The organism is Nonomuraea sp. NPDC048881, from assembly GCF_040649795.1.
In the GTDB taxonomy this organism is placed as follows: Bacteria; Actinomycetota; Actinomycetes; order Streptosporangiales; family Streptosporangiaceae; genus Nonomuraea.
The window spans coordinates 67,034-86,871 of record NZ_JBEZGC010000014.1; the positions used below are offsets into that span (position 1 = coordinate 67,034).

Here is a 19,838-nt window from a genome sequence, read left to right on the forward strand (position 1 = left end):
CCGCCCGGGCGCCGGGGCCGGCGAACCCTCTCCCGCCGGTCCCGGCCCGGGCCCTCTCACCTCACTGGAGTGATCCGTGACTCTCCGTAACGTGCTGACCGCGGGGCTCCTGCTCGGCGTGGCGGCCTGCGGCGGCGGCAAGGCCGCCACCCCGGCGACGGCGGCCGGGGGCGGGACCCTGACGATCCTGTCCAACCAGGACTTCTCCCACCTGGACCCGGCCCGCAACTGGACGATGCCCCAGATGGACTTCGGCATCCGGCTGCTCTACCGCACCCTCACCACCTTCAAGGCGGGCAGCCACGAGATCGTCCCGGATCTGGCCACCGACCTGGGCACCGCCTCCGAGGGCGGCAAGGTGTGGACCTTCACCCTCAAGGACGGCGTCAAGTACGAGGACGGCACCCCCGTCACCGCGAAGGACATCAAGTACAACGTGGAGCGTTCCTTCGCCCCCGAACTGCCCGGCGGCCCCAACTACGCCCAGCTCTACCTGGCCGGCGCCGACGGCTACAAGGGCCCGCTGAAGGGCAAACACCTGGACTCGATCGAGACCCCGGACGACCGGACCATCGTCTTCCGGCTCAAGCGGCCGGTGGCCGAGTTCTCCTCCACGGTGACGCTGCCGACGTTCGCGCCGGTGCCGGCCGCGAAGGAGACCGGCGCGCAGTACGACAACCGGCCCTTCTCCTCCGGGCCGTACAAGATCGAGCGCTACGACCGGGGCAAGGAGATGGTCCTGGTGCGCAACCCGCACTGGTCGGCGGCCACCGACCCGGTGCGCAAGGCCGCGCCCGACCGCATCGTGGTCAAGCAAGGACTGCGGCAGGGCGTGATCGACGACCGGCTCATCGAGAGCAGGGGCGAGGACGCCACCTCCATCGCCTACACCGACGTCAGCGCCGCCAGCCTGGCCAAGATCCTGCCCCGGCCGGACGTGAAGTCCCGGCTGGTCAACGCCATGTCGGGATGCACCGACATGATCGGCTTCAACACCTCCAAGCCGCCCTTCGACGACCCGAAGGCCCGGCAGGCGGTGCACTTCGCCCTGGACAAGCAGGCGCTCCAGACCGCCGCCGGCGGCCCGGCCATGACCTCGATCGCCACCTCCTACCTGCCGCCGGCCCTGTCGGGGGGCACGCCGCAGGACGTGTTCCACCTCCCGCCGACCGGGGACGTCGAGAAGGCCAAGGCCCTGCTGGGCGGCAGGACGCTGAACGTGCGGATGACGATCTCGACCGGCGACAAGGCGCTCGGCGAGGCCGTGCAGGCGTCGCTGAAGCGGGCGGGCGTCGAGGTCGTGCTCACGCCGGTCGATCCCTCGGTCTACTACGACACCGTCGGCGACACCGCCAAGACGCCCGACCTGTTCACCTACGGCTGGTGCCCCGACTACCCGTCCGGGGCGACGTTCCTGCCGCTGCTGTTCGACGGGCGCACGATCGTCGAGAAGGGCAACTCCGGCAACGTCTGGCAGTTCCGCGACGAAGCGGTGCAGAAGCGCATCGACGAGATCCAGGCCATGAGCGATCCGAAGGCCGCCGAAGCCGCCTGGGTCGACCTCGACCGGCAGGTCATGCAGTCCTCGCCGGCGGTGCCGTACGCGTGGGACCGCAAGCCGATCCTGGTCGGCAAGGACGTCTCCGGCGCGGTGGGCCATCCCGTCTGGTCCGGGCAGCTCGACTTCGCCGTCCTGGGGGTGAGGCAGAAGTGAGGAACGGCTACCCCGGATACCGGCGGAGCCGGACATGACGGCGACGGTCGTCACGGCGAGCCCGCCCGCCCGGCTGGTCAGGAAGCGCCTGCTGGGCGGCGCCGCCGCCCGGTTCGCGCTGGCCGTGGTGACGGTCCTGGTGCTGGTCGCGCTCGCCGCGCCGCTGCTCACCAAGCTGAACGGCTGGCCGCCGGACGCCTTCGACCCCTCCGCGATCGACCAGGAGCTGGCGGGCGTGCCCAAGGGGGCGCTGGGCGGCGTCAGCGGCGAGCACTGGCTCGGCGTCGAGCCCGTCAACGGCCGCGACGTGTTCAGCCGCGTCGTCTACGGCGCCCGCGTCTCGCTGATGGTCTCCACCCTGGCCACGCTGGTGTCGGTGCTGCTCGGCACCGTGCTCGGGCTGCTGGCCGGCTACCTCGGCGGCTGGGCGGACGCGGTGATCAGCCGGACCATGGACCTGCTCATGTCGTTCCCGAGCCTGATCTTCATGATCGCCCTCATCTCGGTCATGCCGGACGGCGACCGGATGGTCCTGCTGGTGTGTGTGATGGGCGGGTTCGGCTGGCCGTACATCGGGCGGATCGTCCGGGGGCAGGCGATCTCCGTCAAGCACCGCGAGTACGTGGACGCCGCCCGGGTCGGCGGCGCGCTGAACGGCGTCATCGTCTTCCGCGAGATCATGCCCAACATCACCGCGCCGATCCTCGTGTACGCGACGCTCGCGGTGCCCGCCAACATCGGCACCGAGGCGGCGCTGTCGTTCCTCGGCGTCGGAGTGCGCCCGCCGACCGCGTCCTGGGGGCAGATGATCCAGGAGGCGATGCTCTGGTACGAGGTCGACCCGATGTACCTGCTCGTCCCTGGCACCTGCCTGTTCCTGACCGTGCTCGCCTTCACCCTCCTCGGTGACGCCCTGCGCGACGCCGTCGACCCCAAGGGGGCGGCACAATGACGTCGTACCTGGCCAGACGGGCCCTCGCGGTCGCCGGCGTGCTGCTGGTGATCTGCGCGGTGACCTTCGTGATCTTCTACGTGCTGCCGTCCGACCCGGCGGTCCAGGCGTGCGGCAAGACCTGCACGCCCGAGCGGGTCGCCGAGGTGCGCGCGCAGATGGGGCTGGACCGGCCGCTGTGGGAGCAGTTCGGCGGCTACGTCGCGGGCATCGTCGCCGGGCGCCCCGGCTGCCACGTGCCCTGCCTCGGCTTCTCCTACCAGAACGCGCTGCCGGTCTGGGACCTGCTGATCGACCGGCTCGGCGCCAGCGCGTCCCTGGCGGTCGGCGCGGCCCTGCTGTGGCTGGCCGTGGGCGTCACGGTCGGGGTGGTGTCGGCGCTGCGCCGGGGGAGCGCCCTGGACCGGACGCTGATGATCGCCACGCTGACCAGCGCGTCCCTGCCGGTCTACTTCGTGGCGATGGTGCTGCTCCTGCTGGCGGTACGGGTGACCGGGCTGCTGCCGTACCCGGCGTACGTGCCGCTCACCGACGACCCCGCCGCCTGGGCCGGCAACCTGATCCTGCCCTGGGTCACGCTGGCCGCGCTCTACGCCGCCATGTACGCCCGGCTCACTCGGGCGCAGATGATCGAGACGATGGCCGAGCCGTACATCAGGACGGCCCGCGCCAAGGGCCTGCACGAGCGGACGGTCGTCGCCAAGCACGGCATGCGCGCGGCCATGACGCCGGTCGTCACCGTCTTCGGCATGGACCTGGGCGGCCTGCTGGCCGGCGCGATGATCACCGAGACCGTGTACGGCCTGCCCGGCGTCGGCCGGCTCGCCTACGACGGCATCGTCAAGTCCGACCAGCCCGTGATCCTCGGCACGACGCTGCTCGCGGCCTTCTTCATCGTGCTGGCCAACCTGCTGGTGGACCTGGTCTACGCGGTCATCGACCCCAGGGTGAGGTACTCGTGATCCTTTCCGTGCGCGACCTGTCGGTGAGCTTCGGCGACGTCCGGATCGTGGACGGCGTGTCCTTCGGCGTCGAGCGGGGGCGGACCCTGGGGGTCGTCGGCGAGTCCGGGTCCGGCAAGTCCGTGACCGCGCTGTCGCTGCTGGGGCTGCACCGCCGGGCGACCGTCGCCGGGTCGATCGAGCTCGACGGGGAGGAGCTCGTCGGGGCCCCGGCCGAACGGCTGCGCCGGTTGCGCGGCAGCGCGGTGTCGATGATCTTCCAGGATCCGCTGTCGTCGTTGCATCCCTTCTTCACCGTGGGGGAGCAGATCGCCGAGGCGTACCGGCTGCACCGCGGGGCCGGTCGGCGGGCGGCCCGCGAGCGGGCGGTCGAGATGCTGGCCGAGGTGGGCATCCCGGAGCCGCGGCGGCGCGCCGGGGAGCATCCGCACCGCTTCTCGGGCGGCATGCGGCAGCGGGCGATGATCGCGATGGCGCTGGCCTGCGAGCCGGGCGTGCTGATCGCCGACGAGCCGACGACGGCGCTCGACGTGACCGTCCAGGCGCAGATCCTCGACCTGATCGCGCGCATCCAGCGGGAGCGGGGGCTCGCGGTCGTCCTGATCACCCACGACCTGGGCGTGGTGGCGCGCATGGCCGACGACGTCCTGGTCATGTACGGCGGCCGGACCGTGGAGCACGCCCCCGCCAGGGAGATCTTCAAACGGCCGCTGCACCCGTACACGCGGGCCCTGCTGGACTCGGTGCCGGGCGCCGCGCTGCCGGACGCGCTGACCGGCACGGCGGCGGCCCCCGGCCGGGCACGGCTGAGGGCGATCGCGGGGGCGCCGCCCTCGCTGCTCGCGCCGCCGCCGGGCTGCCGGTTCCACCCGCGCTGCCCGGCCGCCCTGGACGTCTGCGCGACCACGCGGCCGCCGCTCACCGGCGACCCCCACCGGGTCGCGTGCCACCTGGAAGGAGCCGACCACTGATGCTCTCCGTGCGCGACCTGCGGATGACCTTCTCCGGACGCCGCGGGCAACGGGTCCGGGCGGTGGACGGCGTGAGCTTCGACGTGCCGGAAGGCCAGGCGCTCGGCCTGGTCGGGGAGTCGGGCTGCGGCAAGTCCACCACCGGGCGCATGATCGTGCGGCTGCTGGAGCCCACCGGCGGGACCGTCACCTTCGACGGCCACGACATCACCCATCTGGGCCCCCGGGCCCTGCTGCCGATGCGCGGCCGGCTCCAGATGATCTTCCAGGACCCGTACGCGTCGCTCAACCCGCGCCACACCGTCCGGCAGATCGTCGCCGGGCCGCGCCGGACGGTCGACCGGGACGGCGTCGTCGAGCTGCTCCGGCTCGTCGGCCTGGACGCCGAGCACGCCGACCGCTACCCCCACGAGTTCTCCGGCGGCCAGGCGCAGCGGATCGGCATCGCCCGCGCGCTCGCCTCCCGGCCCCGTCTGGTGGTCTGCGACGAGCCGGTCTCGGCGCTGGACGTGTCCATCCAGGCCCAGATCGTCAACCTGCTCGCCGACCTGCGGGCCGACCTCGGGCTCGGCTATCTGTTCATCGCGCACGACCTGTCGGTGGTGCGGCACATGTGCGAGACGGTCGCCGTCATGTACCTGGGCCGGATCGTGGAGACCGGCTCGTCGGACACCGTCTACTCCGATCCCGCCCACCCCTACACGCGCACGCTCCTGTCGGCCGTGCCGGTGCCCGATCCGGAGGTGGAGGCCACGCGGGAGCGCATCGTCCTGCACGGCGACCCGCCCAGCCCGCTCGCGCCGCCGCCCGGCTGCACCTTCCATCCCCGCTGCCCGAAGGCGCAGCCGTTGTGCCGGACCGAGCCGCCCGCGCTCACGACGGTCAGGGGACGGCAGGTGAGCTGCCACTTCCCGGAGGAGTGAGCGGGCTCGCGTAGAGATCCCGGAAGGCGGCGACGGCCAGAGCGGTCGTCGCCGCCAGTACTTTTCCTCTCATCGTGAACCGCCGGAGCGGAGGGACGCGACAGAGAGGCATGACACCGATGAACGGGCTCCCGTGAGCGAGCACGAGACGTGGCGGGACGCCCGGCTGCTGGAGGCCGTGGCCGACGGCGACCGGCGTGCGCTGGAAGTCCTCTATGCCCGGCACGCGCCCTGGCTGCTCCTCCGGCTCACCCGCCGCTGCGCCGACCCGGCCGTGGTGGACGAGGCGGTCCAGGACACCTTCGTCGCGGTCTGGCGTACCGCGCGCAAATGGGACGGGCGAGGCGAGGTCGCGGCCTGGATCTGGGGGATCGGCGTGCGCCGCCTGCTCGACCAGCTGCGCCGCCGCCCTGCGGCGGCGCTGCCCGCCCACGAGCAGGTCATGGTCTCCGCCGAGGAGCAGGTGCTGCTCGGCATCGAGTACGGCGAGCTCGGCCGGGCGCTCAACCAGCTCTCCCCGGAACTGCGCGCCGTGGTCCAGGCGACCGTGCTGGACGGCCTGACCACCCGCGAGGCCGGACGCCTGCTCGGCATCCCGGCCGGCACGGTCAAGACCCGGATGATGCGCGCCCGCGCGCTGCTGAGGGAGGAACTGGCGTGAGCGCCTGGCACATGGACGACGGCATGGCCGCGGCGTACGCGGCGGGTGAGCTGGCCGCGACGCCCGCCGCCTCCGTCGAGGCCCACCTGCTGGCCTGCGAGCAGTGCCGGCTCCTGCTGGCCGCGCGGGTGCCGCGGGCCCGCCTGGACCGGGTCTGGGACGACATCGCCGACGCCGTGGACGCGCCCGCGCCCCGCCCGGTCGAACGGCTGCTGCGGGCCGCCGGGGTGCGCGAGCACACCGCCCGCCTGCTGGGCGCCACGACCTCGCTGCGGCTGCCGTGGCTGGCCGCGAGCGCCGTGGCGCTGTTCTTCGCCGCGCTGGCCTCGGGGGAGACGACCCGGTGGGGGCTGCTGACGTTCCTCACGCTGGCGCCGGTCGTGCCGGTGGCCGGAGTCGCCGTGGCCTTCGGGCGGGACGGCGATCCGGCCTACGAGATCGGGCTGGCTGCGCCGTACTCGACGTTCCGGCTGATGCTGATGCGGGCCGCCGCCGTGGTGGCGACGTCGTCGGCGCTGGCGCTGGCGGCCGGGCTGACCCTGCCGGGCGGCGGCTGGGCGACGGCCGCGTGGCTGCTGCCCTCGCTCGCCCTGACCTCGCTGACCCTGGCGCTGTCCAGCCGGTACGACCCGCGCCGCTGCGCCGTCGCGGTGACCGTGCCCTGGGTGGCCGCGGTCGTCGCCACGAACGTGCGCGAGCCGGACCTGGCCATGTTCGGGGCCGCCGGGCAGGCCGGCTACCTGGCCGTCATCGTGGTGTCCGTCGTGCTGCTCGTCGTCCGCCGCAGGGAGTTCTCATGATCGAGGCAGTCGGCCTGGTGAAGACCTACGGCCGCCGCCGGGCCCTGGACGGGCTCACCCTCAGCGCGGGCAAGGGCGTCACCGGCCTGCTCGGGCCGAACGGCGCGGGCAAGAGCACCCTCGTCCGGGTCCTCGCGACCGTCCTCGCGCCGGACGGGGGCGAGCTGCGGCTGCTCGGCCGCGACCTGGGCGCGGGCCGGCTGGAGATCCGGCGGCGGCTCGGCTACCTGCCGCAGGAGCTGGGCTTCCAGCGCGGACTCACCGCGTTCGAGTTCGTCGACTACGTGGCGGTCCTGAAGGAGATGACACACCGCCGGTCCAGACACGACGAGGTGCGCAGGGTGATCGAGGAGGTCGGGCTCACGTCCGTGAGCGGCAGGCGCGTCCGTACGCTGTCGGGCGGCATGCGGCGGCGCCTCGGCATCGCCCAGGCCCTGCTCGGCGAGCCCGAGCTGATCCTCCTGGACGAGCCCGCCGCCGGTCTCGACCCCGAGCAGCGGCTGCTGTTCGGCGAACTGGTCGCCCGCCTCGGCCAGGACCGCGCGGTCGTGCTGTCCACCCACCAGACGGAGGACGTCGCCGCCCTCTGCGACCGGGTGGTCGTGCTCAAGGACGGCCGGTGCGCGTTCACCGGCACCCCCGCCGAGCTCCGGGCGCTGGCCGAGGGGCAGGTCTGGGTGTCGGCGGAGAAGGCGGCCGGCCGCTCGCGGCGGACCGGCGACGGCCTGTACCGCGGCCTCGGCACCGCCCCCGGGGACGCCCGCCCCGCCGACCCCACCCTGGAGGACGGCTACCTGCTGCTCCTCACCGGCGCGACCACGGAGACGACGGCATGACGCGCCACGTGAGCCCCGTCGCGCCGGGCGAATCCGACGAACTGGAGAACGGCGCGGGCCCCGCCCACCTGCTGCCCTCGCACCTGCTGCCCTCGCTCGCGCTGGCCGAGACCCGGCGGCTGATGCTGCACCCGCTCGCGATCACCGGCCTGGTCCTGCGCCTGATCGGCCTGGCCGCCACGGACTGGGCGCCCCGGCCCGCCTACAGCGCGCTCACCAGCGAACTCGTCCTCCCGTTCGGCGTGCCGGTGTTCTTCGCCGCGGTGCTCACGGCCTCGGCGACCAGACGCGCGGGCACCGACGAGCTGCTGGCCGCGGCCCCCGCCGGGCGCGACCTGCGCACCGCGGCCTCCTGCCTGGCCGCGCTGGGGCCGTTCCTGCTGGCCTGCGCGATGCAGGCCGTCCTGGCGGCGGTCTACGCGGTCGCCGGCGTCGAGCTGGAGCGGTTCCCGAGCCTGTACGAGATCGGGGCCGGGCCGTTGTGCGTGCTCGGGGCCGGCACGCTGGGCGTCGCGGTGGCCCGGTGGCTGCCGTGGCCGGGGGCGTCCGTCCTGGTGATGCTGGTGCTGATCGCCGTCAACGGGGTCGTGGAGCCGCTGCACTCGACGCTGACCATGCTGGGCTTCTACGTCGAGTTCGCGCGGTGGGGGCCGCCGCCGTACCTGGAGGCCGTGGGGTTCGTGGCCGGCTCGCCCGACTGGCACGCCCTCTACCTGCTGGCGCTGAGCCTGGGGGCCGGGGCGCTGGCGATGATCCGTGACGCGGCTCGGCGCGGGCTCTGGCTCGGCGTCGGCGCCGCCCTGGTCGCGATCGCGGCCGTGGCCGCCACCCGGCAACTCCCGTGACCCCGCCCGCCTCGCGGCACCCGCTCCTGCGGGAGCCCGGTGTGGGGGGCCGGGCGCGTGTGCTGCTCGTGCGCGCGCCCGGTGTGCGTGGCCGGGCGCGTGCGTTGCTGGTCCGGGTGCCCGGTGTGCGGGGGTGGGTGGGGGCGTTGCTGGTCCGGCGGCTGCGGCGGGCCGTCGCCTCCACCGGGCCGCAGGCCGCGCTGGCCGCCATGGTCGAGCTGGTACGGGACGGGCTGCCGGCCGCCGGGGTCGCGGTGGAGCTGGCCGGCGTGCGGATCGCGGCGGGCGAGCCCGGGCCGGTGGCCTCCGACGTGCCGCTGGTGTGGCACGGACGGGCGGTGGGCCGCCTGCTGATCACCCCGTACGCCGACCCGCGGACGGTCGCCGCGATCACCCCGTACGTCGCCGGCGCCGCCCACAGCATGGCCGTCACCGCGGACCTGCGCCGGGCCCGGGAACGCGTGCTCGCCATCCGCGAGGAGGAACGTCGCCGCCTCCACCACGACCTGCGCGAAGGGCTCGGCCGGGCCCTGCGCGACCTGGCCGGGACGGTCGACGCCGCCGCCACCGGCCACCGCACCGACCCGGCCGCGGCCGACCGGCTCCTGCACGACCTGAGCGCCGCCATGAACACGATCAGCCAGGAGATCAGAACCCTCCTCCAGGACCCGCGCCCCCACCCTGCCCGGCCACCGCTCCAGGGCGACCCGCGACCGCAACCGGCCCCGTCACCACTCCCCGGCCCGCGTCCCCGCGTGCCGTCGCCGCGGCTCGATCGGGTGCGGGCTCATTCGGGGGCGACCGGCGTGACGTAGACCTCGCGGATCTCCGGACGCCGCCGCAGCCGTTCCTCGACCGCGGCCATGGCCCGCTCGGCCCGGGGAAGGTCGGTGGCCGAGGCGAGGGTCACCCGGGCGGCCACCATGACCTGGTGGGGCCCGACGATCACCGCGATCACCCCGCGCACCCCGGTGACGTCCGGCACCTCGACGATCGCGCGGCGGATGCGGGCCAGGTCGGCGGCGTCCACGCTGGGCGCGGCGATGAGGTTCTGGTTGAGCCGCAGCAGCAGGCCCGAGACGGCGACCAGCAGGACCCCGATCAGCACGCTGCCCAGCGAGTCGAAGACCTCGTTCCCGGTCGCCTGGTGCAGCGCGAGGCCGGCCACCGCGATCGGGCCGCTGACCACGGCCGCCGCGTTGGCCAGGGTCACGGTCTTGGCCGCCGGGTCGCTGCCGGCCAGCAGCTCCGCCCACCACGACCGGCCGGTGACCGTGGCCCGCGCGCCGAGCGCCCGTACCGAGACGACCAGGGCCCACCCGTCGCTGACCGTGATCAGCATGATCACCAGGTAGCCCAGCGCGTACGAACCGCCCGAGGCCGACGGCTCGCCCAGACCCTCCACGATCGAGGCGACGCCCCCGCCCACGAACAGCCCCACGGCGGCGAACAGCGACCAGAAGAAGATCTCCTGCCCGTAGCCGAGCGGGTGCCGCTCGTCGGCCGGGCGCGCCACCCGCGCCAGCCCGATGAGCAGGAACACCTCCACCCCGAAGTCGGCCACGCTGAACATGGCCTCGGCGTACAGGATGGCCGAGCCGGTGACCGCCGCCAGGACCCCGAGGACGACGGCCTGCGCCCCCACGACCGCCATCGTGACGATCACGCTGGTCCGGCTGCTGGGCCGCGCGCTCATGACGGCACGACCTCCCGGCCGGCGGTCATCGCTTCGGTGTCACCCGTACGACGGCGCGGCCGCGGTCGAAGGAGAGGAATCGCAGGACGACGTCGTTCAGGGTGAGCGTGGTGACGCCCCGGATGTAGCCCGAGCAGCCCCCGCCCTCGTCGAACTTGCAGGTGGACGCGCCGCCCTGCTCGCCCTGGGAGCTCATGTCCCCGCCCCCGGTGAAGTCCGCCTCCCACGTGACCTTGTCGCCCTGGACGCTCGCGACGGCGAACCGGGAGACCCCGTGACGCTGCCCGAACTTCAGGACGTCGCCCGCCCGGAGGGTGACCTCGCACCGGGCGTCCGCGCACCCGCCGACCTCCCGCCCGCCCGCGCCCGCGGCGTCGCCGGAAGACGACCCGTCCGGCGCGGACCCGTCCGGCGCGGATTCGGATGCGGCGGATTCGGGCGGCGCGGGCGCGGACGGCGACGTGCGCCCGGCCGTCCCGACGGGACCGGCGCATCCGGTCAGCGAGCAAGCCAGCAGGAGTACAAGCCACTTGACCATGGCAAACACCCTAGGCGCCGGGACGGACCCGGCCCCGGAGCCTCGCCCGGCGCGCCGCCGCGCGTGCTCAACGAGTGACGCGCAGGGCCCACTCGACCGAGTCCGGAGCCTGGACCCGTACCGTCAGGGTCTTCCTGCGGCCCAGGTCGAGACGGTTCATGACGGGGCTGATCAGATCGTCCAGGCAGGTGAAGGGCATGTTGACGCCCGGCTCCAGGATGATCTCCGCCTTGCCCTCGCCCCGGCACCGGAACAGCACCCACAGCTCGTCCTTGCCGGGCGGCACGTCGCCCACGACCATGCTGCCCTTCCTCGGCCCCGCCTTGAGCACGGTGGTGGTGCCGGCCTCCACGCCCGGCAGCCGCAGGGCCGCGGGCCGGGCTGGCGGCGTGCTCGCCGGGCTCTCGGCGGGGGAGGCCGACGGGGTGGCGTCCCGCCGCTCAGCCGCCGGACCGGTCGGAGGCGCGGCCGTGCAGGCCGCCGCCAGAGAAAGGAAGCAGCAAAAGCCGAGAAAGGACGCTACCTGTCGGATCGTCATGTCGAATTCACCTTTGTTTGACGTACCAGCCGACGCGCCATGGAGTCCAGGCGGTCACGTTTTTCGGCTTTTGGGGGCACACGTGATAGACGCCGTTGGTCTTCTTGCGCCAGACGCCGTACGTGGCGGTGGTGGTTCTGCGGGCGGGAGTGGGGATCGAGATGCTGTTGCCTAATGAAGCCGTGAGACTGGCGGACAGATTCACCCCTGTGGCCACTTCGGCGCCCGCGATGAGCCGGTCGACCTTCAGGCTGCCGGACACGTTCCAGGCGACCGAGACCGTACCGGAAACGGTGGCGGTGAAGGTCGACGTCGCGGTGCGGGAGGTGCCGTTGTGGTTCGACTGCGTCGGGCCGACCGCCTTGTGACTGTTGCTGTACGTGGAGACCCGATAGCTGACGTCACCGGGACGGCAGGCCATCGCCGGCGACGAAGTGGCGGCCCTGGCACGGAAGATCTCCGTGTCGTTGTCGTAGCCGACGACCACGTCCGGGTTGCCGGGAACGGGCCGGGGGTCGTCGGCGAAGGCCGGCGCCGTGCCCAGCGTCGCGAGCGGTGCGATCAGCGCGGCTGTCGAAAGCGTGCGTTTCAACGACATTGTAGGTAGGCTCCCTCTGTATCGAATGGTGCTCCACGGGCGGGGATCGTTGGTCGCGGCACCCGTCCGTGCAGCTTGTGAGTTGCCCCCCCGGCTCTGTGCCGGGTATTGAGCGACAGTTATTCACGCCATTGAACGGCGAGCAACCTCTTGTACGGCTCAGGCTCCTGTGCTACCGGCGCTCGCATGGCTACATTCCGGCTACATTCGCCAGCTCGACGGCTCGATTGACATTGGTTTGCAACTCCATCAATCGCCGTGCCGACGGCATTGTGGCCGCACGTTTATCGGCCGTCCATAACAAAACCACACACTGTTGCCTGAATTATTGAGCAACGTCCGCATTTTTGCCGTGGATGGCTCGGCTGGAGCGCTGGTCACCGGCGAGGCGGAGAGCGGCTCGCCTATGCTTCGCTAGATGGACGTCATCCATCCCCCCAAACTCAAAGCGGGCGACGTCGTCCGCGTCGTCGCGCCGGCCTGCTCGCGCGCGATGGTCATGGAGCACGACCACACCGCGCACATCGACGCCCGCTTCGCCGAGCTCGGCCTGACGCTCACCTACGGCCGTCACGTCGACGAGCGGGACGCCTTCCACTCCAGCAGCGTCGCCTCCCGCGTCGCCGACCTGCACGACGCCTTCGCCGACCCGTCGGTGGCGGCGATCCTGACGGTCATCGGCGGCTACAACTGCAACGAGCTCCTGCCGCACCTCGACTGGGAGCTGATCCGGGCCAACCCCAAGATCCTGTGCGGCTACTCCGACATCACCGCCCTGCAGAACGCCGTCCTCGCCCGCGCCGGGCTGGTCACGTACTCGGGGCCCCACTGGTCGACGTTCGGGATGCGCGACCACTTCGAGCAGACCCTGGAGTGGTTCACCGCCGTCCTGTTCGGCGACGCGCCGGTCGAGCTGGGGGCGTCGAAGTACTGGACCGACGACCCGTGGTTCCTCGACCAGGACGGGCGCGAGCCGATGCCCAACGAGGGCTGGTGGCCGCTGCGGCCCGGCGCCGCCGAGGGGCGCGTCGTCGGCGGCAACCTCTGCACCCTGAACCTGCTGCAGGGCACGCCGTACATGCCCTCACTCGACGACGCGCTGCTGATCGTGGAGGACGACCTGGAGTCCCACCCGGCGATCTTCGCCCGCAACCTCACCTCGCTGCTCCAGCTCCCGGGCGCCGAGACCGTCCGCGGCCTGGTGATCGGGCGGTTCCAGCAGGCCAGCCGGATGACCCGGGACCTGCTTGAGCAGATCGTCGAGACGCAGCCGGGGTTGCGGGACGTGCCCGTCCTGGCCAACGTCGACGTCGGCCACACCAACCCGCTGGCCACCTTCCCGGTCGGCGGCCGGGCCCGCCTGACGGTCGGCCCCGAACCGTCGCTGACGCTCACCAGCCACTGACCCTCGACCGGCCACTGACCCTCGATCGGCCACTGACCCTCGATCGGCCACTGACCCTCGATCGGCCGGTGACCCGCCGCCGCTAGGACGCGGCGGCGGGCTCGCGGCGCGGGGCCGTGGCCTCGGCCAGGGCCTTGCGCTCGGCCTCGACCAGGGTGCGGCAGCGCGCCGCCTCGGCCTCCACCCGGGCCTCGTCCCAGCCGAGCAGCCCCGCCATCAGCCGCGCCACCACCGGGGCCGCGTCGAGCGCGGCGGGGATCGCCTCGATGAGCATCCGGGTCCGGCGCGACAGGACGTCCTCGGCGTGCAGCGCGCCCTCGTGCGTGACGGCGTACACGACCTCGGCCCTGATCCACGGGCACCCCTCCACCAGCGGCTCGCCCAGCGAGCGGTCGTCGTCGACCAGGGCGAGCACCTCCATCGCGAGCGTGCCGTAGCGCTGGACGAGATGCTCCACCACGTCGGCGTCCACGTCGTGGTCCTCGGCCAGCCGCCGCACGGACGCGCGCACCGCCGGCAGCCCGTCCGCGCCGATCAGCGGCAGCCGGTCGGTCACCGACTCCGGCACGTCGAAGCCCTCCAGCGCCGCGTCGACCACGTCCTTGGCCATGACCCGGTACGTGGTGAACTTGCCCCCGGCGATCGTGGCCAGGCCCGGCGCCGGCACGTCCACGACGTGCTCGCGGGACAGCTTCGTGGTCGCCGAGCTCTCGTCGGCCGCCACCAGCGGGCGCAGGCCCACGTAGACGCCCACCACGTCGTCACGGGTCAGCGGCCGGGCCAGCACGGCGTTGGCGTGGTCGAGGATGTAGTCGATGTCCTCGCCGGTGGCGGCCGGCTCCTCGCGGTCGCCGTCGTACTCGGTGTCGGTGGTGCCGACGATCCACCGCCGCCGCGTCCACGGGATGATGAACAGCACGCTCTTCTCGGTCGGGATGATCATGCCGGTGGCCGAGTCGATGGCCTCGCCCGGCACCATGACGTGCACGCCCTTCGACATCCTGACCTTGAAACCGGCCGGCGCCGAGCCGGGCAGCCCGTTGATCGGGTCGGTCCACACGCCCGCGCACACCACCACGGCGTCGGCCCTGACGTCGAGGTCGCGGCCGGTCTCCTCGTCGTGCACGCGGGCGCCGACGACGCGCTCGCTGCCCTGGTCGCGCAGCATCTCGACGACCCGCGTCCGGGTGGCGACCACGGCGCCGTGCGCGGCGGCCGTCCTGGCCAGGGTGAGGGTGAAGCGCGCGTCGTCCACCTGGGCGTCGAAGTAGATCATGCTGCCCGACACCGCGTCCGCGCGCAGGCCGGGCGCCATCCGCCGCGACTCCTTGACCGACAGGTACCGGTGCCGGGGCATCGGCCGGCGCATGCCCTCCAGCGTGTCGTACAGGGTCAGCCCGGCCCCCACGTACGGCCGCTCGATGAGCCCGTGCTGTAGCGGATACAGGAACGTGACCGGCTTGACCAGGTGCGGGGCCAGCCGCGAGACCAGCAGGTCGCGCTCCTTCAGCGCCTCGCGGACCAGCTTGAAGTCGAACTGCTCCAGGTAGCGCAGGCCGCCGTGGATGAGCTTGCTCGACCTGCTCGACGTGCCGGCGGCCAGGTCGCGGCTCTCCACCAGCGCGACCCGCAGCCCGCGGGAGGCGGCGTCCAGCGCGGCGCCCGCGCCGGTCACGCCGCCGCCGATCACCAGCACGTCGAAGGACTGCTCCGCCAGCCGGTCGATGGCTGCCTGACGGTTCCTGGCGTCCATCGCCCCGGTCATGTTCATGGATCCCCCGAACCACACTTTGTGCTCAAACGCTCACGATCCGTATACGTTTCCCGGATCAGGGAATGGCACACAACGTCGACACCACGAAAGCGGGGGCAGCGGTGGTCGAACGTGTCAAACGCCTGGAACTGGCCGGCGAGCTCATCGCCGAGTTCGCCGGCACGATGGTGCTCATCCTGTTCGGGGTGGGCGTCGTCGCCCAAGTGGTCGCGGCCGGCCTCGGCGATCACGACAGCATCGCCTGGGCGTGGGGGATCGGCGTCGCGCTCGGCGTCTACGTCGCGGGCCGCATCACCGGCGCCCATCTCAACCCGGCCGTCACGCTCGCGTTCGCGACCTTCCGCGGGTTCCCGTGGGCCAAGGTGCTGCCGTACTCGCTGGCGCAGACCGTGGGGGCGTTCGTCGGGGCGCTGCTGGTGCGCTGGAACTACACCGAGGTGCTGAACAAGGTGGACCCCGGGCACACGCTGAAGACCCAGACCGTCTTCTCCACCCTGCCCGGCAACGGCTCGCTCCCGGTCAGCGCCTGGGGCGGGTTCCGCGACCAGATCATCGGCACCGCCATCCTGATGTTCGTCCTGTACGCCCTGTCCGACTCGCACAACCTCGCGCCCGGCGCCAATCTCGGCCCGGTGGTCATCGGCCTGCTCATCGTCGGCATCGGCATGGCGTGGGGCGCCGACGCAGGCTACGCGATCAACCCGGCGCGCGACTTCGGGCCACGCCTGGCCAGCTACCTCACCGGCTACTCCGGCGCCTGGCGCGACCAGTACGGCGACCTGTACTTCTGGGTGCCCATCGTCGGCCCCCTGCTCGGCGGCCTGGCCGGCGCCGGGCTCTACCAGCTCATGATCGCCCGGTTCCTCCCCGAGCCCGAGCCCGACATCGAGGACGCGGGCCGCGTCTGACCCGAACGGAGGAGAACGACCATGCCCGATTTCGTGGGGGCCGTCGACCAGGGCACCACCAGCACCAGGTTCATGATCTTCAATCACAGCGGCCTGGAGGTGTGCAAGTTCCAGCTCGAACACGAGCAGATCCTCCCCAGGGCGGGCTGGGTGGAGCACAACCCGATCGAGATCTCGACCAGGACCTCCGCGGTGATCGAGACCGCGCTCCAGCGCACCGGGCTGCACGACACCGACCTGGCCGCCGTGGGCATCACCAACCAGCGTGAGACCACGGTCGTGTGGAACCCGCGCACCGGCCGCCCGTACTGCAACGCCATCGTGTGGCAGGACACCCGCAGCGCCAGGATCGCCGCTCAGCTCGAACGGGACGGCCGCGGCGAGGTCATCCGCAGGAAGACGGGCCTGCGGCCGGACGCCTACTTCTCCGGCGGCAAGCTCCAGTGGATCCTGGAGAACGTCGAGGGCGTGCGCCAGGCGGCCGGGCGGGGCGAGGCGGTCTTCGGCAACACCGACACCTGGACCCTGTGGAACCTCACCGGCGGCGCCCGCGGCGGCGTGCACGTCACCGACGTGACCAACGCCAGCCGCACCATGCTGATGGACCTGGAGACGCTGGAGTGGGACGACGAGCTGCTGTCCTTCTTCGGCATCCCGCGCGAGATGCTGCCGGAGATCCGCCCGTCCTCCGAGCCCGCCTCCTACGGCACGACCAGCAGGTACGGCGCGTTCGGCGGCGAGGTGCCGATCACCGGCATCCTCGGCGACCAGCAGGCGGCCACCGTCGGCCAGGTGTGCTTCTCGCCGGGCGAGGCCAAGAACACCTACGGCACCGGCAACTTCATGCTCCTCAACACCGGCACCGACCTCGTACGCTCCGAGCGCGGCCTGCTCACCACCGTCGCCTACAAGTTCGCCGGCCAGCCGGCCGTGTTCGCGCTGGAGGGCTCGATCGCCGTGACCGGGTCGGCCGTGCAGTGGCTGCGCGACCAGTTGCACATCATCCGGTCCTCCGCGCAGAGCGAGGACCTGGCCCGGCAGGTGACCGACAACGGCGGGATCTACTTCGTCCCGGCGTTCTCGGGGTTGTTCGCGCCGTACTGGCGGCCCGACGCGCGCGGCGCGATCGTCGGCCTGTCCCGCTACAACAGGGACGCCCATCTGGCGCGCGCCACGCTGGAGGCCATCTGCTACCAGAGCAGGGACGTCGTGGAGGCCATGCAGCAGGACTCCGGCGTGGTGCTGGACGTGCTCAAGGTCGACGGCGGCGTCACCGCGAACAACCTGTGCATGCAACTCCAGTCCGACATCCTGGGCGTGCCGGTCAGCCGTCCCGTGGTGGCCGAGACGACCGCGCTGGGCGCCGCGTACGCCGCCGGGCTGGCCGTCGGCTACTGGAAGGACACCGACGAACTGCGCGCCAACTGGGCCGAGGACCGGCGCTGGAACCCGGAGTGGACCGACGAGCAGCGCGAGAAGGGGTACGAGGGCTGGAAACGCGCGGTGAGCCGCACCCTCGACTGGGAGATCTGACCGCCGCCGAAGGCGCGCGACGCCCTTACCGTGCGCTTACCGGGGCGGCGCCCAGAATGAGGTCTCCAGCGGAAGGAGACAGCGTGCGATCACCGTCCCATGCCGGCCGGACCCCTGGTGGCCACGCTCCGCCCGGCAGGGCCGCGGCGCTGTTCGGAAAGCTGGGCATCCGCGCCCGGCTGACGCTCACGTACGGATCCATGCTGTTCGTCGGCGGCACGCTCCTGCTCACCGTCGGCTACCTGCTGCTGCGCGTCTTCGGCTACCTGGTCGCCGACCGGGCGTTGCGGCCCGTCGCCAAGATGACCGCGACGGCCCGCAAGCTGTCCGAGAGCACGCTGGCCCACCAGCGCCTCGACCTCCAGGGCCCGGACGACGAGCTGAAGGAACTGGCCGACACCTTCGACTCGATGCTGACCCGGCTCAACAGCGCCTTCAACTCCCAGCGCCGCTTCGTCGCCAACGCCTCCCACCAGCTCTCCTGGCCAGGAGCGAACGGGAGCTCGCGCGCCGCAAGCCGGTGGACATCGACGACGTGGCGCTGACGGCGGTGGAGCAGCTGACGCCCGTCGCCGACCAGCGCGGTGTGACCGTCGTCTCCCGCCTCGGCGGCACGACCATGGCGGGCGACCCCGTCCTCCTGGAACACGCCGTGGGGAACCTGGTGGACGTCGGCTCAACGCCGACCGGGTGGACTCGGCGAACGGCTCGGGGCTCGGACTGTCGATCGTCCGCGCGGTCGTCCAGGCCCACGGCGGCGAGGTGACCGCGACCCCGCGCGAGGGCGGCGGCCTGTCCGTGACGATCAGCCTTCCCGGCCGCTGAGGCGGCCCGGCCCGGCCCCCGATCCGGGCGCGGGCCGCCTGCGGGGGGCGATCACATGCCGGACGGCGGGTACGCCTCCGGGTGCTCCTTCGGGTCGGGCATCTGGTCCCAGGACGGGTCGTCGATCACCTTGCAGGGCTTGGCCGGCCCGTCGACCAGGAAGCCGCTGAACTGCCACAGCACCCTGGGCTTCTCGGGGCCGGAGGTCTGGTCGCCGTTCTCGGTGAACTCCAGGACGGCGGTCTGCCCCGTCTTGATGCGCTTGGGGTCGATCCGTACCTGGCCGCCGCCCATCCGGAACGTCTTCGCGTTGGGGCTGTTCTCGATCGCCTCCTTGATCCTCTTCCGGACCGCGGGGTCCTTGCTCTGGAGCTCTTCCTTGGTGAAGGACGGGCCGGCGTCGGCCGGGGCGCGGTCGGGGGCGCAGCGGGTGCCGGGCTTGAGGTAGGAGACGTCGGAGGGCACGCCGAGCGCCGCCAGGTCCTTCTCCACCTGGCCGGGGTCGCGGAACTCGTTGATCTGCAGCGTGATCGTGCCGTCGGTGTTCTTGGTGAGCGCGTAGGCGGGGGCGTCCGAGCCGTTGAGGAACGGCGTCACGACCGCCGCGGCGGCCGCGACGGCGGCCACCGCCGCGCCGGTGAGCAGGCGCCGCCTGGTGCGCCGGCGCCGTTCCCCGTTGCGGGCCTCGATCTCGGCTTTCAGTTCCATCAGTACGTGCTCCTTGAAGTTCATCGGATTCCTTCCATGACGAAGGGAGCCATCTCCGGCACGTCCATGAGCGCGTGGCGGGCGCGGTGCAACCTGGCTCGGGCGGCTCCCTGCCGGATGCCCAGGGCGGTGGCGGCCTCGCTGATCGTGAGCTGGTCGATGACGACCAGTTCGAGCATCGCGCGGTCACCGTCGGGCAGTCCGGCCATGGCCTGGAAGGCCCGCCTGGCCGGGTTCTCGGCGTCTATCCGCGCCACGAGCTCGGCCACGTCGTCGGAGTCGAGATGCCGTCGCCCGCCGACGCGATCGACCAGCCGCGACTCCTTGTACGCCCGCCGCCGCTCGGCCGAGAGCGTGTTGCGCGCGACGCCGTACAGCCAGGCGATCTCACTGCCGCGTCCGGGCCGGTAGGTGTGGGCGGAGTCGAGCACCGCCATGAACACCTCCGCCACCAGGTCGGCGGCCGTGTGGGGATCATCGACCCGGCGGGCGAGGAACGAGGTGACCGCATCGACGTGGCGCCGGTAGAAGGCTTCGAAAGCGTCCGGATCTGTGGCGATATCCGGCTGTTTGCGACGCACCGGCCGTGCTCCCTTCGTCGATTACACCCCTTCTTGGTCAGTAGCCGAGAAAACGTTATGAGAGCCGACA

22 protein-coding genes are annotated in these 19,838 nt (G+C 72.4%); 15 read left to right on the forward strand and 7 right to left on the reverse strand.

What is annotated here, in order from left to right; genetic code table 11:
• Nucleotides 1-76: 76 nt before the first annotated feature.
• The 10 genes from AB0C33_RS37320 (at nucleotide 77) to AB0C33_RS37365 (ending at nucleotide 9,479) form a co-directional block, all read left to right on the forward strand.
• Entirely contained in the window at nucleotides 77-1,714 is a 1,638-nt protein-coding gene (locus AB0C33_RS37320) for an ABC transporter substrate-binding protein (protein ID WP_358296425.1), read from the forward strand.
• Between the two features lie 34 nt (nucleotides 1,715-1,748).
• Nucleotides 1,749-2,666 carry an ABC transporter permease gene (locus AB0C33_RS37325; RefSeq protein ID WP_358296427.1) on the forward strand — a complete coding sequence of 306 codons (918 nt, stop codon included), beginning with the start codon at nucleotides 1,749-1,751 and terminating at the stop codon, nucleotides 2,664-2,666.
• Nucleotides 2,663-3,628 carry an ABC transporter permease gene (locus AB0C33_RS37330; RefSeq protein WP_358296429.1) on the forward strand — a complete coding sequence of 322 codons (966 nt, stop codon included), beginning with the start codon at nucleotides 2,663-2,665 and terminating at the stop codon, nucleotides 3,626-3,628. Before AB0C33_RS37325 ends, AB0C33_RS37330 begins: the two co-directional genes overlap by 4 nt.
• The gene (locus tag AB0C33_RS37335; protein ID WP_358296432.1) at nucleotides 3,625-4,599 is read left to right on the forward strand and encodes an ABC transporter ATP-binding protein; all 975 of its coding nucleotides are present in this window, start codon (nucleotides 3,625-3,627) and stop codon (nucleotides 4,597-4,599) included. Before AB0C33_RS37330 ends, AB0C33_RS37335 begins: the two co-directional genes overlap by 4 nt.
• Complete coding sequence (locus tag AB0C33_RS37340) at nucleotides 4,599-5,522, forward strand: ABC transporter ATP-binding protein (RefSeq protein ID WP_352360871.1); 924 nt, start codon at nucleotides 4,599-4,601, stop codon at nucleotides 5,520-5,522. Before AB0C33_RS37335 ends, AB0C33_RS37340 begins: the two co-directional genes overlap by 1 nt.
• 133 nt (nucleotides 5,523-5,655) lie before the next feature.
• A complete protein-coding gene (locus AB0C33_RS37345) occupies nucleotides 5,656-6,183 on the forward strand; it encodes an RNA polymerase sigma factor (RefSeq protein ID WP_358296435.1) in 528 nt (175 codons plus the stop codon).
• Nucleotides 6,180-6,983, forward strand: coding sequence for a zf-HC2 domain-containing protein (locus AB0C33_RS37350; protein WP_358296438.1), 804 nt, complete (start codon nucleotides 6,180-6,182; stop codon nucleotides 6,981-6,983). The genes AB0C33_RS37345 and AB0C33_RS37350 overlap by 4 nt, the downstream gene beginning before the upstream one ends.
• Nucleotides 6,980-7,819, forward strand: a complete 840-nt coding sequence (locus tag AB0C33_RS37355; RefSeq protein WP_358296440.1) for an ATP-binding cassette domain-containing protein — start codon at nucleotides 6,980-6,982, stop codon at nucleotides 7,817-7,819. Before AB0C33_RS37350 ends, AB0C33_RS37355 begins: the two co-directional genes overlap by 4 nt.
• Nucleotides 7,816-8,664 carry a hypothetical protein gene (locus AB0C33_RS37360; protein ID WP_358296443.1) on the forward strand — a complete coding sequence of 283 codons (849 nt, stop codon included), beginning with the start codon at nucleotides 7,816-7,818 and terminating at the stop codon, nucleotides 8,662-8,664. Before AB0C33_RS37355 ends, AB0C33_RS37360 begins: the two co-directional genes overlap by 4 nt.
• 41 nt (nucleotides 8,665-8,705) lie before the next feature.
• Nucleotides 8,706-9,479, forward strand: a complete 774-nt coding sequence (locus tag AB0C33_RS37365; protein ID WP_358296446.1) for a hypothetical protein — start codon at nucleotides 8,706-8,708, stop codon at nucleotides 9,477-9,479.
• On the opposite strand, the gene AB0C33_RS37370 is transcribed toward AB0C33_RS37365, so the two are convergent.
• The 4 genes from AB0C33_RS37370 to AB0C33_RS37385 all read right to left on the reverse strand — a co-directional run bounded on the left by AB0C33_RS37370 (nucleotide 9,452) and on the right by AB0C33_RS37385 (nucleotide 12,034).
• Nucleotides 9,452-10,360 carry a cation transporter gene (locus AB0C33_RS37370; protein ID WP_358296449.1) on the reverse strand — a complete coding sequence of 303 codons (909 nt, stop codon included), beginning with the start codon at nucleotides 10,358-10,360 and terminating at the stop codon, nucleotides 9,452-9,454. The genes AB0C33_RS37365 and AB0C33_RS37370 overlap by 28 nt on opposite strands.
• Nucleotides 10,361-10,385: 25 nt before the next feature.
• The gene (locus AB0C33_RS37375) at nucleotides 10,386-10,898 is read right to left on the reverse strand and encodes a hypothetical protein (protein ID WP_358296451.1); all 513 of its coding nucleotides are present in this window, start codon (nucleotides 10,896-10,898) and stop codon (nucleotides 10,386-10,388) included.
• 67 nt (nucleotides 10,899-10,965) lie between these two features.
• On the reverse strand, nucleotides 10,966-11,436 hold the full coding sequence (locus AB0C33_RS37380; protein WP_358296454.1) for a hypothetical protein: 471 nt from the start codon (nucleotides 11,434-11,436) through the stop codon (nucleotides 10,966-10,968).
• Between the two features lie 7 nt (nucleotides 11,437-11,443).
• Entirely contained in the window at nucleotides 11,444-12,034 is a 591-nt protein-coding gene (locus AB0C33_RS37385; protein WP_358296456.1) for a hypothetical protein, read from the reverse strand.
• Between the two features lie 418 nt (nucleotides 12,035-12,452).
• On the opposite strand from AB0C33_RS37385, the gene AB0C33_RS37390 reads away from it, so the two are divergent.
• Nucleotides 12,453-13,439, forward strand: a complete 987-nt coding sequence (locus tag AB0C33_RS37390) for a S66 peptidase family protein (protein ID WP_358296459.1) — start codon at nucleotides 12,453-12,455, stop codon at nucleotides 13,437-13,439.
• An 82-nt stretch (nucleotides 13,440-13,521) separates the two neighbouring features.
• On the opposite strand, the gene glpD is transcribed toward AB0C33_RS37390, so the two are convergent.
• On the reverse strand, nucleotides 13,522-15,204 hold the full coding sequence (gene glpD / locus AB0C33_RS37395; protein ID WP_358296462.1) for a glycerol-3-phosphate dehydrogenase: 1,683 nt from the start codon (nucleotides 15,202-15,204) through the stop codon (nucleotides 13,522-13,524).
• A 71-nt stretch (nucleotides 15,205-15,275) separates the two neighbouring features.
• Between glpD and AB0C33_RS37400 the strand changes: the two genes are divergently transcribed.
• The 4 genes from AB0C33_RS37400 to AB0C33_RS37415 all read left to right on the forward strand — a co-directional run bounded on the left by AB0C33_RS37400 (nucleotide 15,276) and on the right by AB0C33_RS37415 (nucleotide 18,479).
• Nucleotides 15,276-16,121, forward strand: coding sequence for an MIP/aquaporin family protein (locus AB0C33_RS37400; protein ID WP_358296465.1), 846 nt, complete (start codon nucleotides 15,276-15,278; stop codon nucleotides 16,119-16,121).
• A 21-nt stretch (nucleotides 16,122-16,142) separates the two neighbouring features.
• Nucleotides 16,143-17,654, forward strand: a complete 1,512-nt coding sequence (gene glpK, locus AB0C33_RS37405) for a glycerol kinase GlpK (RefSeq protein WP_358296468.1) — start codon at nucleotides 16,143-16,145, stop codon at nucleotides 17,652-17,654.
• 83 nt (nucleotides 17,655-17,737) lie between these two features.
• Entirely contained in the window at nucleotides 17,738-18,199 is a 462-nt protein-coding gene (locus AB0C33_RS37410; RefSeq protein WP_358296472.1) for a HAMP domain-containing protein, read from the forward strand.
• Between the two features lie 145 nt (nucleotides 18,200-18,344).
• Complete coding sequence (locus AB0C33_RS37415; RefSeq protein WP_358296475.1) at nucleotides 18,345-18,479, forward strand: ATP-binding protein; 135 nt, start codon at nucleotides 18,345-18,347, stop codon at nucleotides 18,477-18,479.
• A 51-nt stretch (nucleotides 18,480-18,530) separates the two neighbouring features.
• Here AB0C33_RS37415 and AB0C33_RS37420 read toward each other — a convergent pair whose 3' ends face one another.
• The gene (locus tag AB0C33_RS37420) at nucleotides 18,531-19,187 is read right to left on the reverse strand and encodes a hypothetical protein (RefSeq protein ID WP_358296477.1); all 657 of its coding nucleotides are present in this window, start codon (nucleotides 19,185-19,187) and stop codon (nucleotides 18,531-18,533) included.
• A 20-nt stretch (nucleotides 19,188-19,207) separates the two neighbouring features.
• Complete coding sequence (locus AB0C33_RS37425; RefSeq protein ID WP_358296479.1) at nucleotides 19,208-19,768, reverse strand: RNA polymerase sigma factor; 561 nt, start codon at nucleotides 19,766-19,768, stop codon at nucleotides 19,208-19,210.
• Nucleotides 19,769-19,838: the final 70 nt, after the last annotated feature.

Coding starts and splice junctions, on each gene's coding strand:
- AB0C33_RS37325 (WP_358296427.1), top strand. CDS start 1,749: ATGACGGCGACGGTCGTCACGGCGAGCCCGCCCGCCCGGCTGGTCAGG.
- AB0C33_RS37330 (WP_358296429.1), top strand. CDS start 2,663: ATGACGTCGTACCTGGCCAGACGGGCCCTCGCGGTCGCCGGCGTGCTG.
- AB0C33_RS37340 (WP_352360871.1), top strand. CDS start 4,599: ATGCTCTCCGTGCGCGACCTGCGGATGACCTTCTCCGGACGCCGCGGG.
- AB0C33_RS37355 (WP_358296440.1), top strand. CDS start 6,980: ATGATCGAGGCAGTCGGCCTGGTGAAGACCTACGGCCGCCGCCGGGCC.
- AB0C33_RS37360 (WP_358296443.1), top strand. CDS start 7,816: ATGACGCGCCACGTGAGCCCCGTCGCGCCGGGCGAATCCGACGAACTG.
- AB0C33_RS37370 (WP_358296449.1), bottom strand. CDS start 10,360: ATGAGCGCGCGGCCCAGCAGCCGGACCAGCGTGATCGTCACGATGGCG.
- AB0C33_RS37375 (WP_358296451.1), bottom strand. CDS start 10,898: ATGGTCAAGTGGCTTGTACTCCTGCTGGCTTGCTCGCTGACCGGATGC.
- AB0C33_RS37380 (WP_358296454.1), bottom strand. CDS start 11,436: ATGACGATCCGACAGGTAGCGTCCTTTCTCGGCTTTTGCTGCTTCCTT.
- AB0C33_RS37385 (WP_358296456.1), bottom strand. CDS start 12,034: ATGTCGTTGAAACGCACGCTTTCGACAGCCGCGCTGATCGCACCGCTC.
- AB0C33_RS37390 (WP_358296459.1), top strand. CDS start 12,453: ATGGACGTCATCCATCCCCCCAAACTCAAAGCGGGCGACGTCGTCCGC.
- glpD (WP_358296462.1), bottom strand. CDS start 15,204: ATGACCGGGGCGATGGACGCCAGGAACCGTCAGGCAGCCATCGACCGG.
- AB0C33_RS37400 (WP_358296465.1), top strand. CDS start 15,276: ATGGCACACAACGTCGACACCACGAAAGCGGGGGCAGCGGTGGTCGAA.
- glpK (WP_358296468.1), top strand. CDS start 16,143: ATGCCCGATTTCGTGGGGGCCGTCGACCAGGGCACCACCAGCACCAGG.
- AB0C33_RS37420 (WP_358296477.1), bottom strand. CDS start 19,187: ATGGAACTGAAAGCCGAGATCGAGGCCCGCAACGGGGAACGGCGCCGG.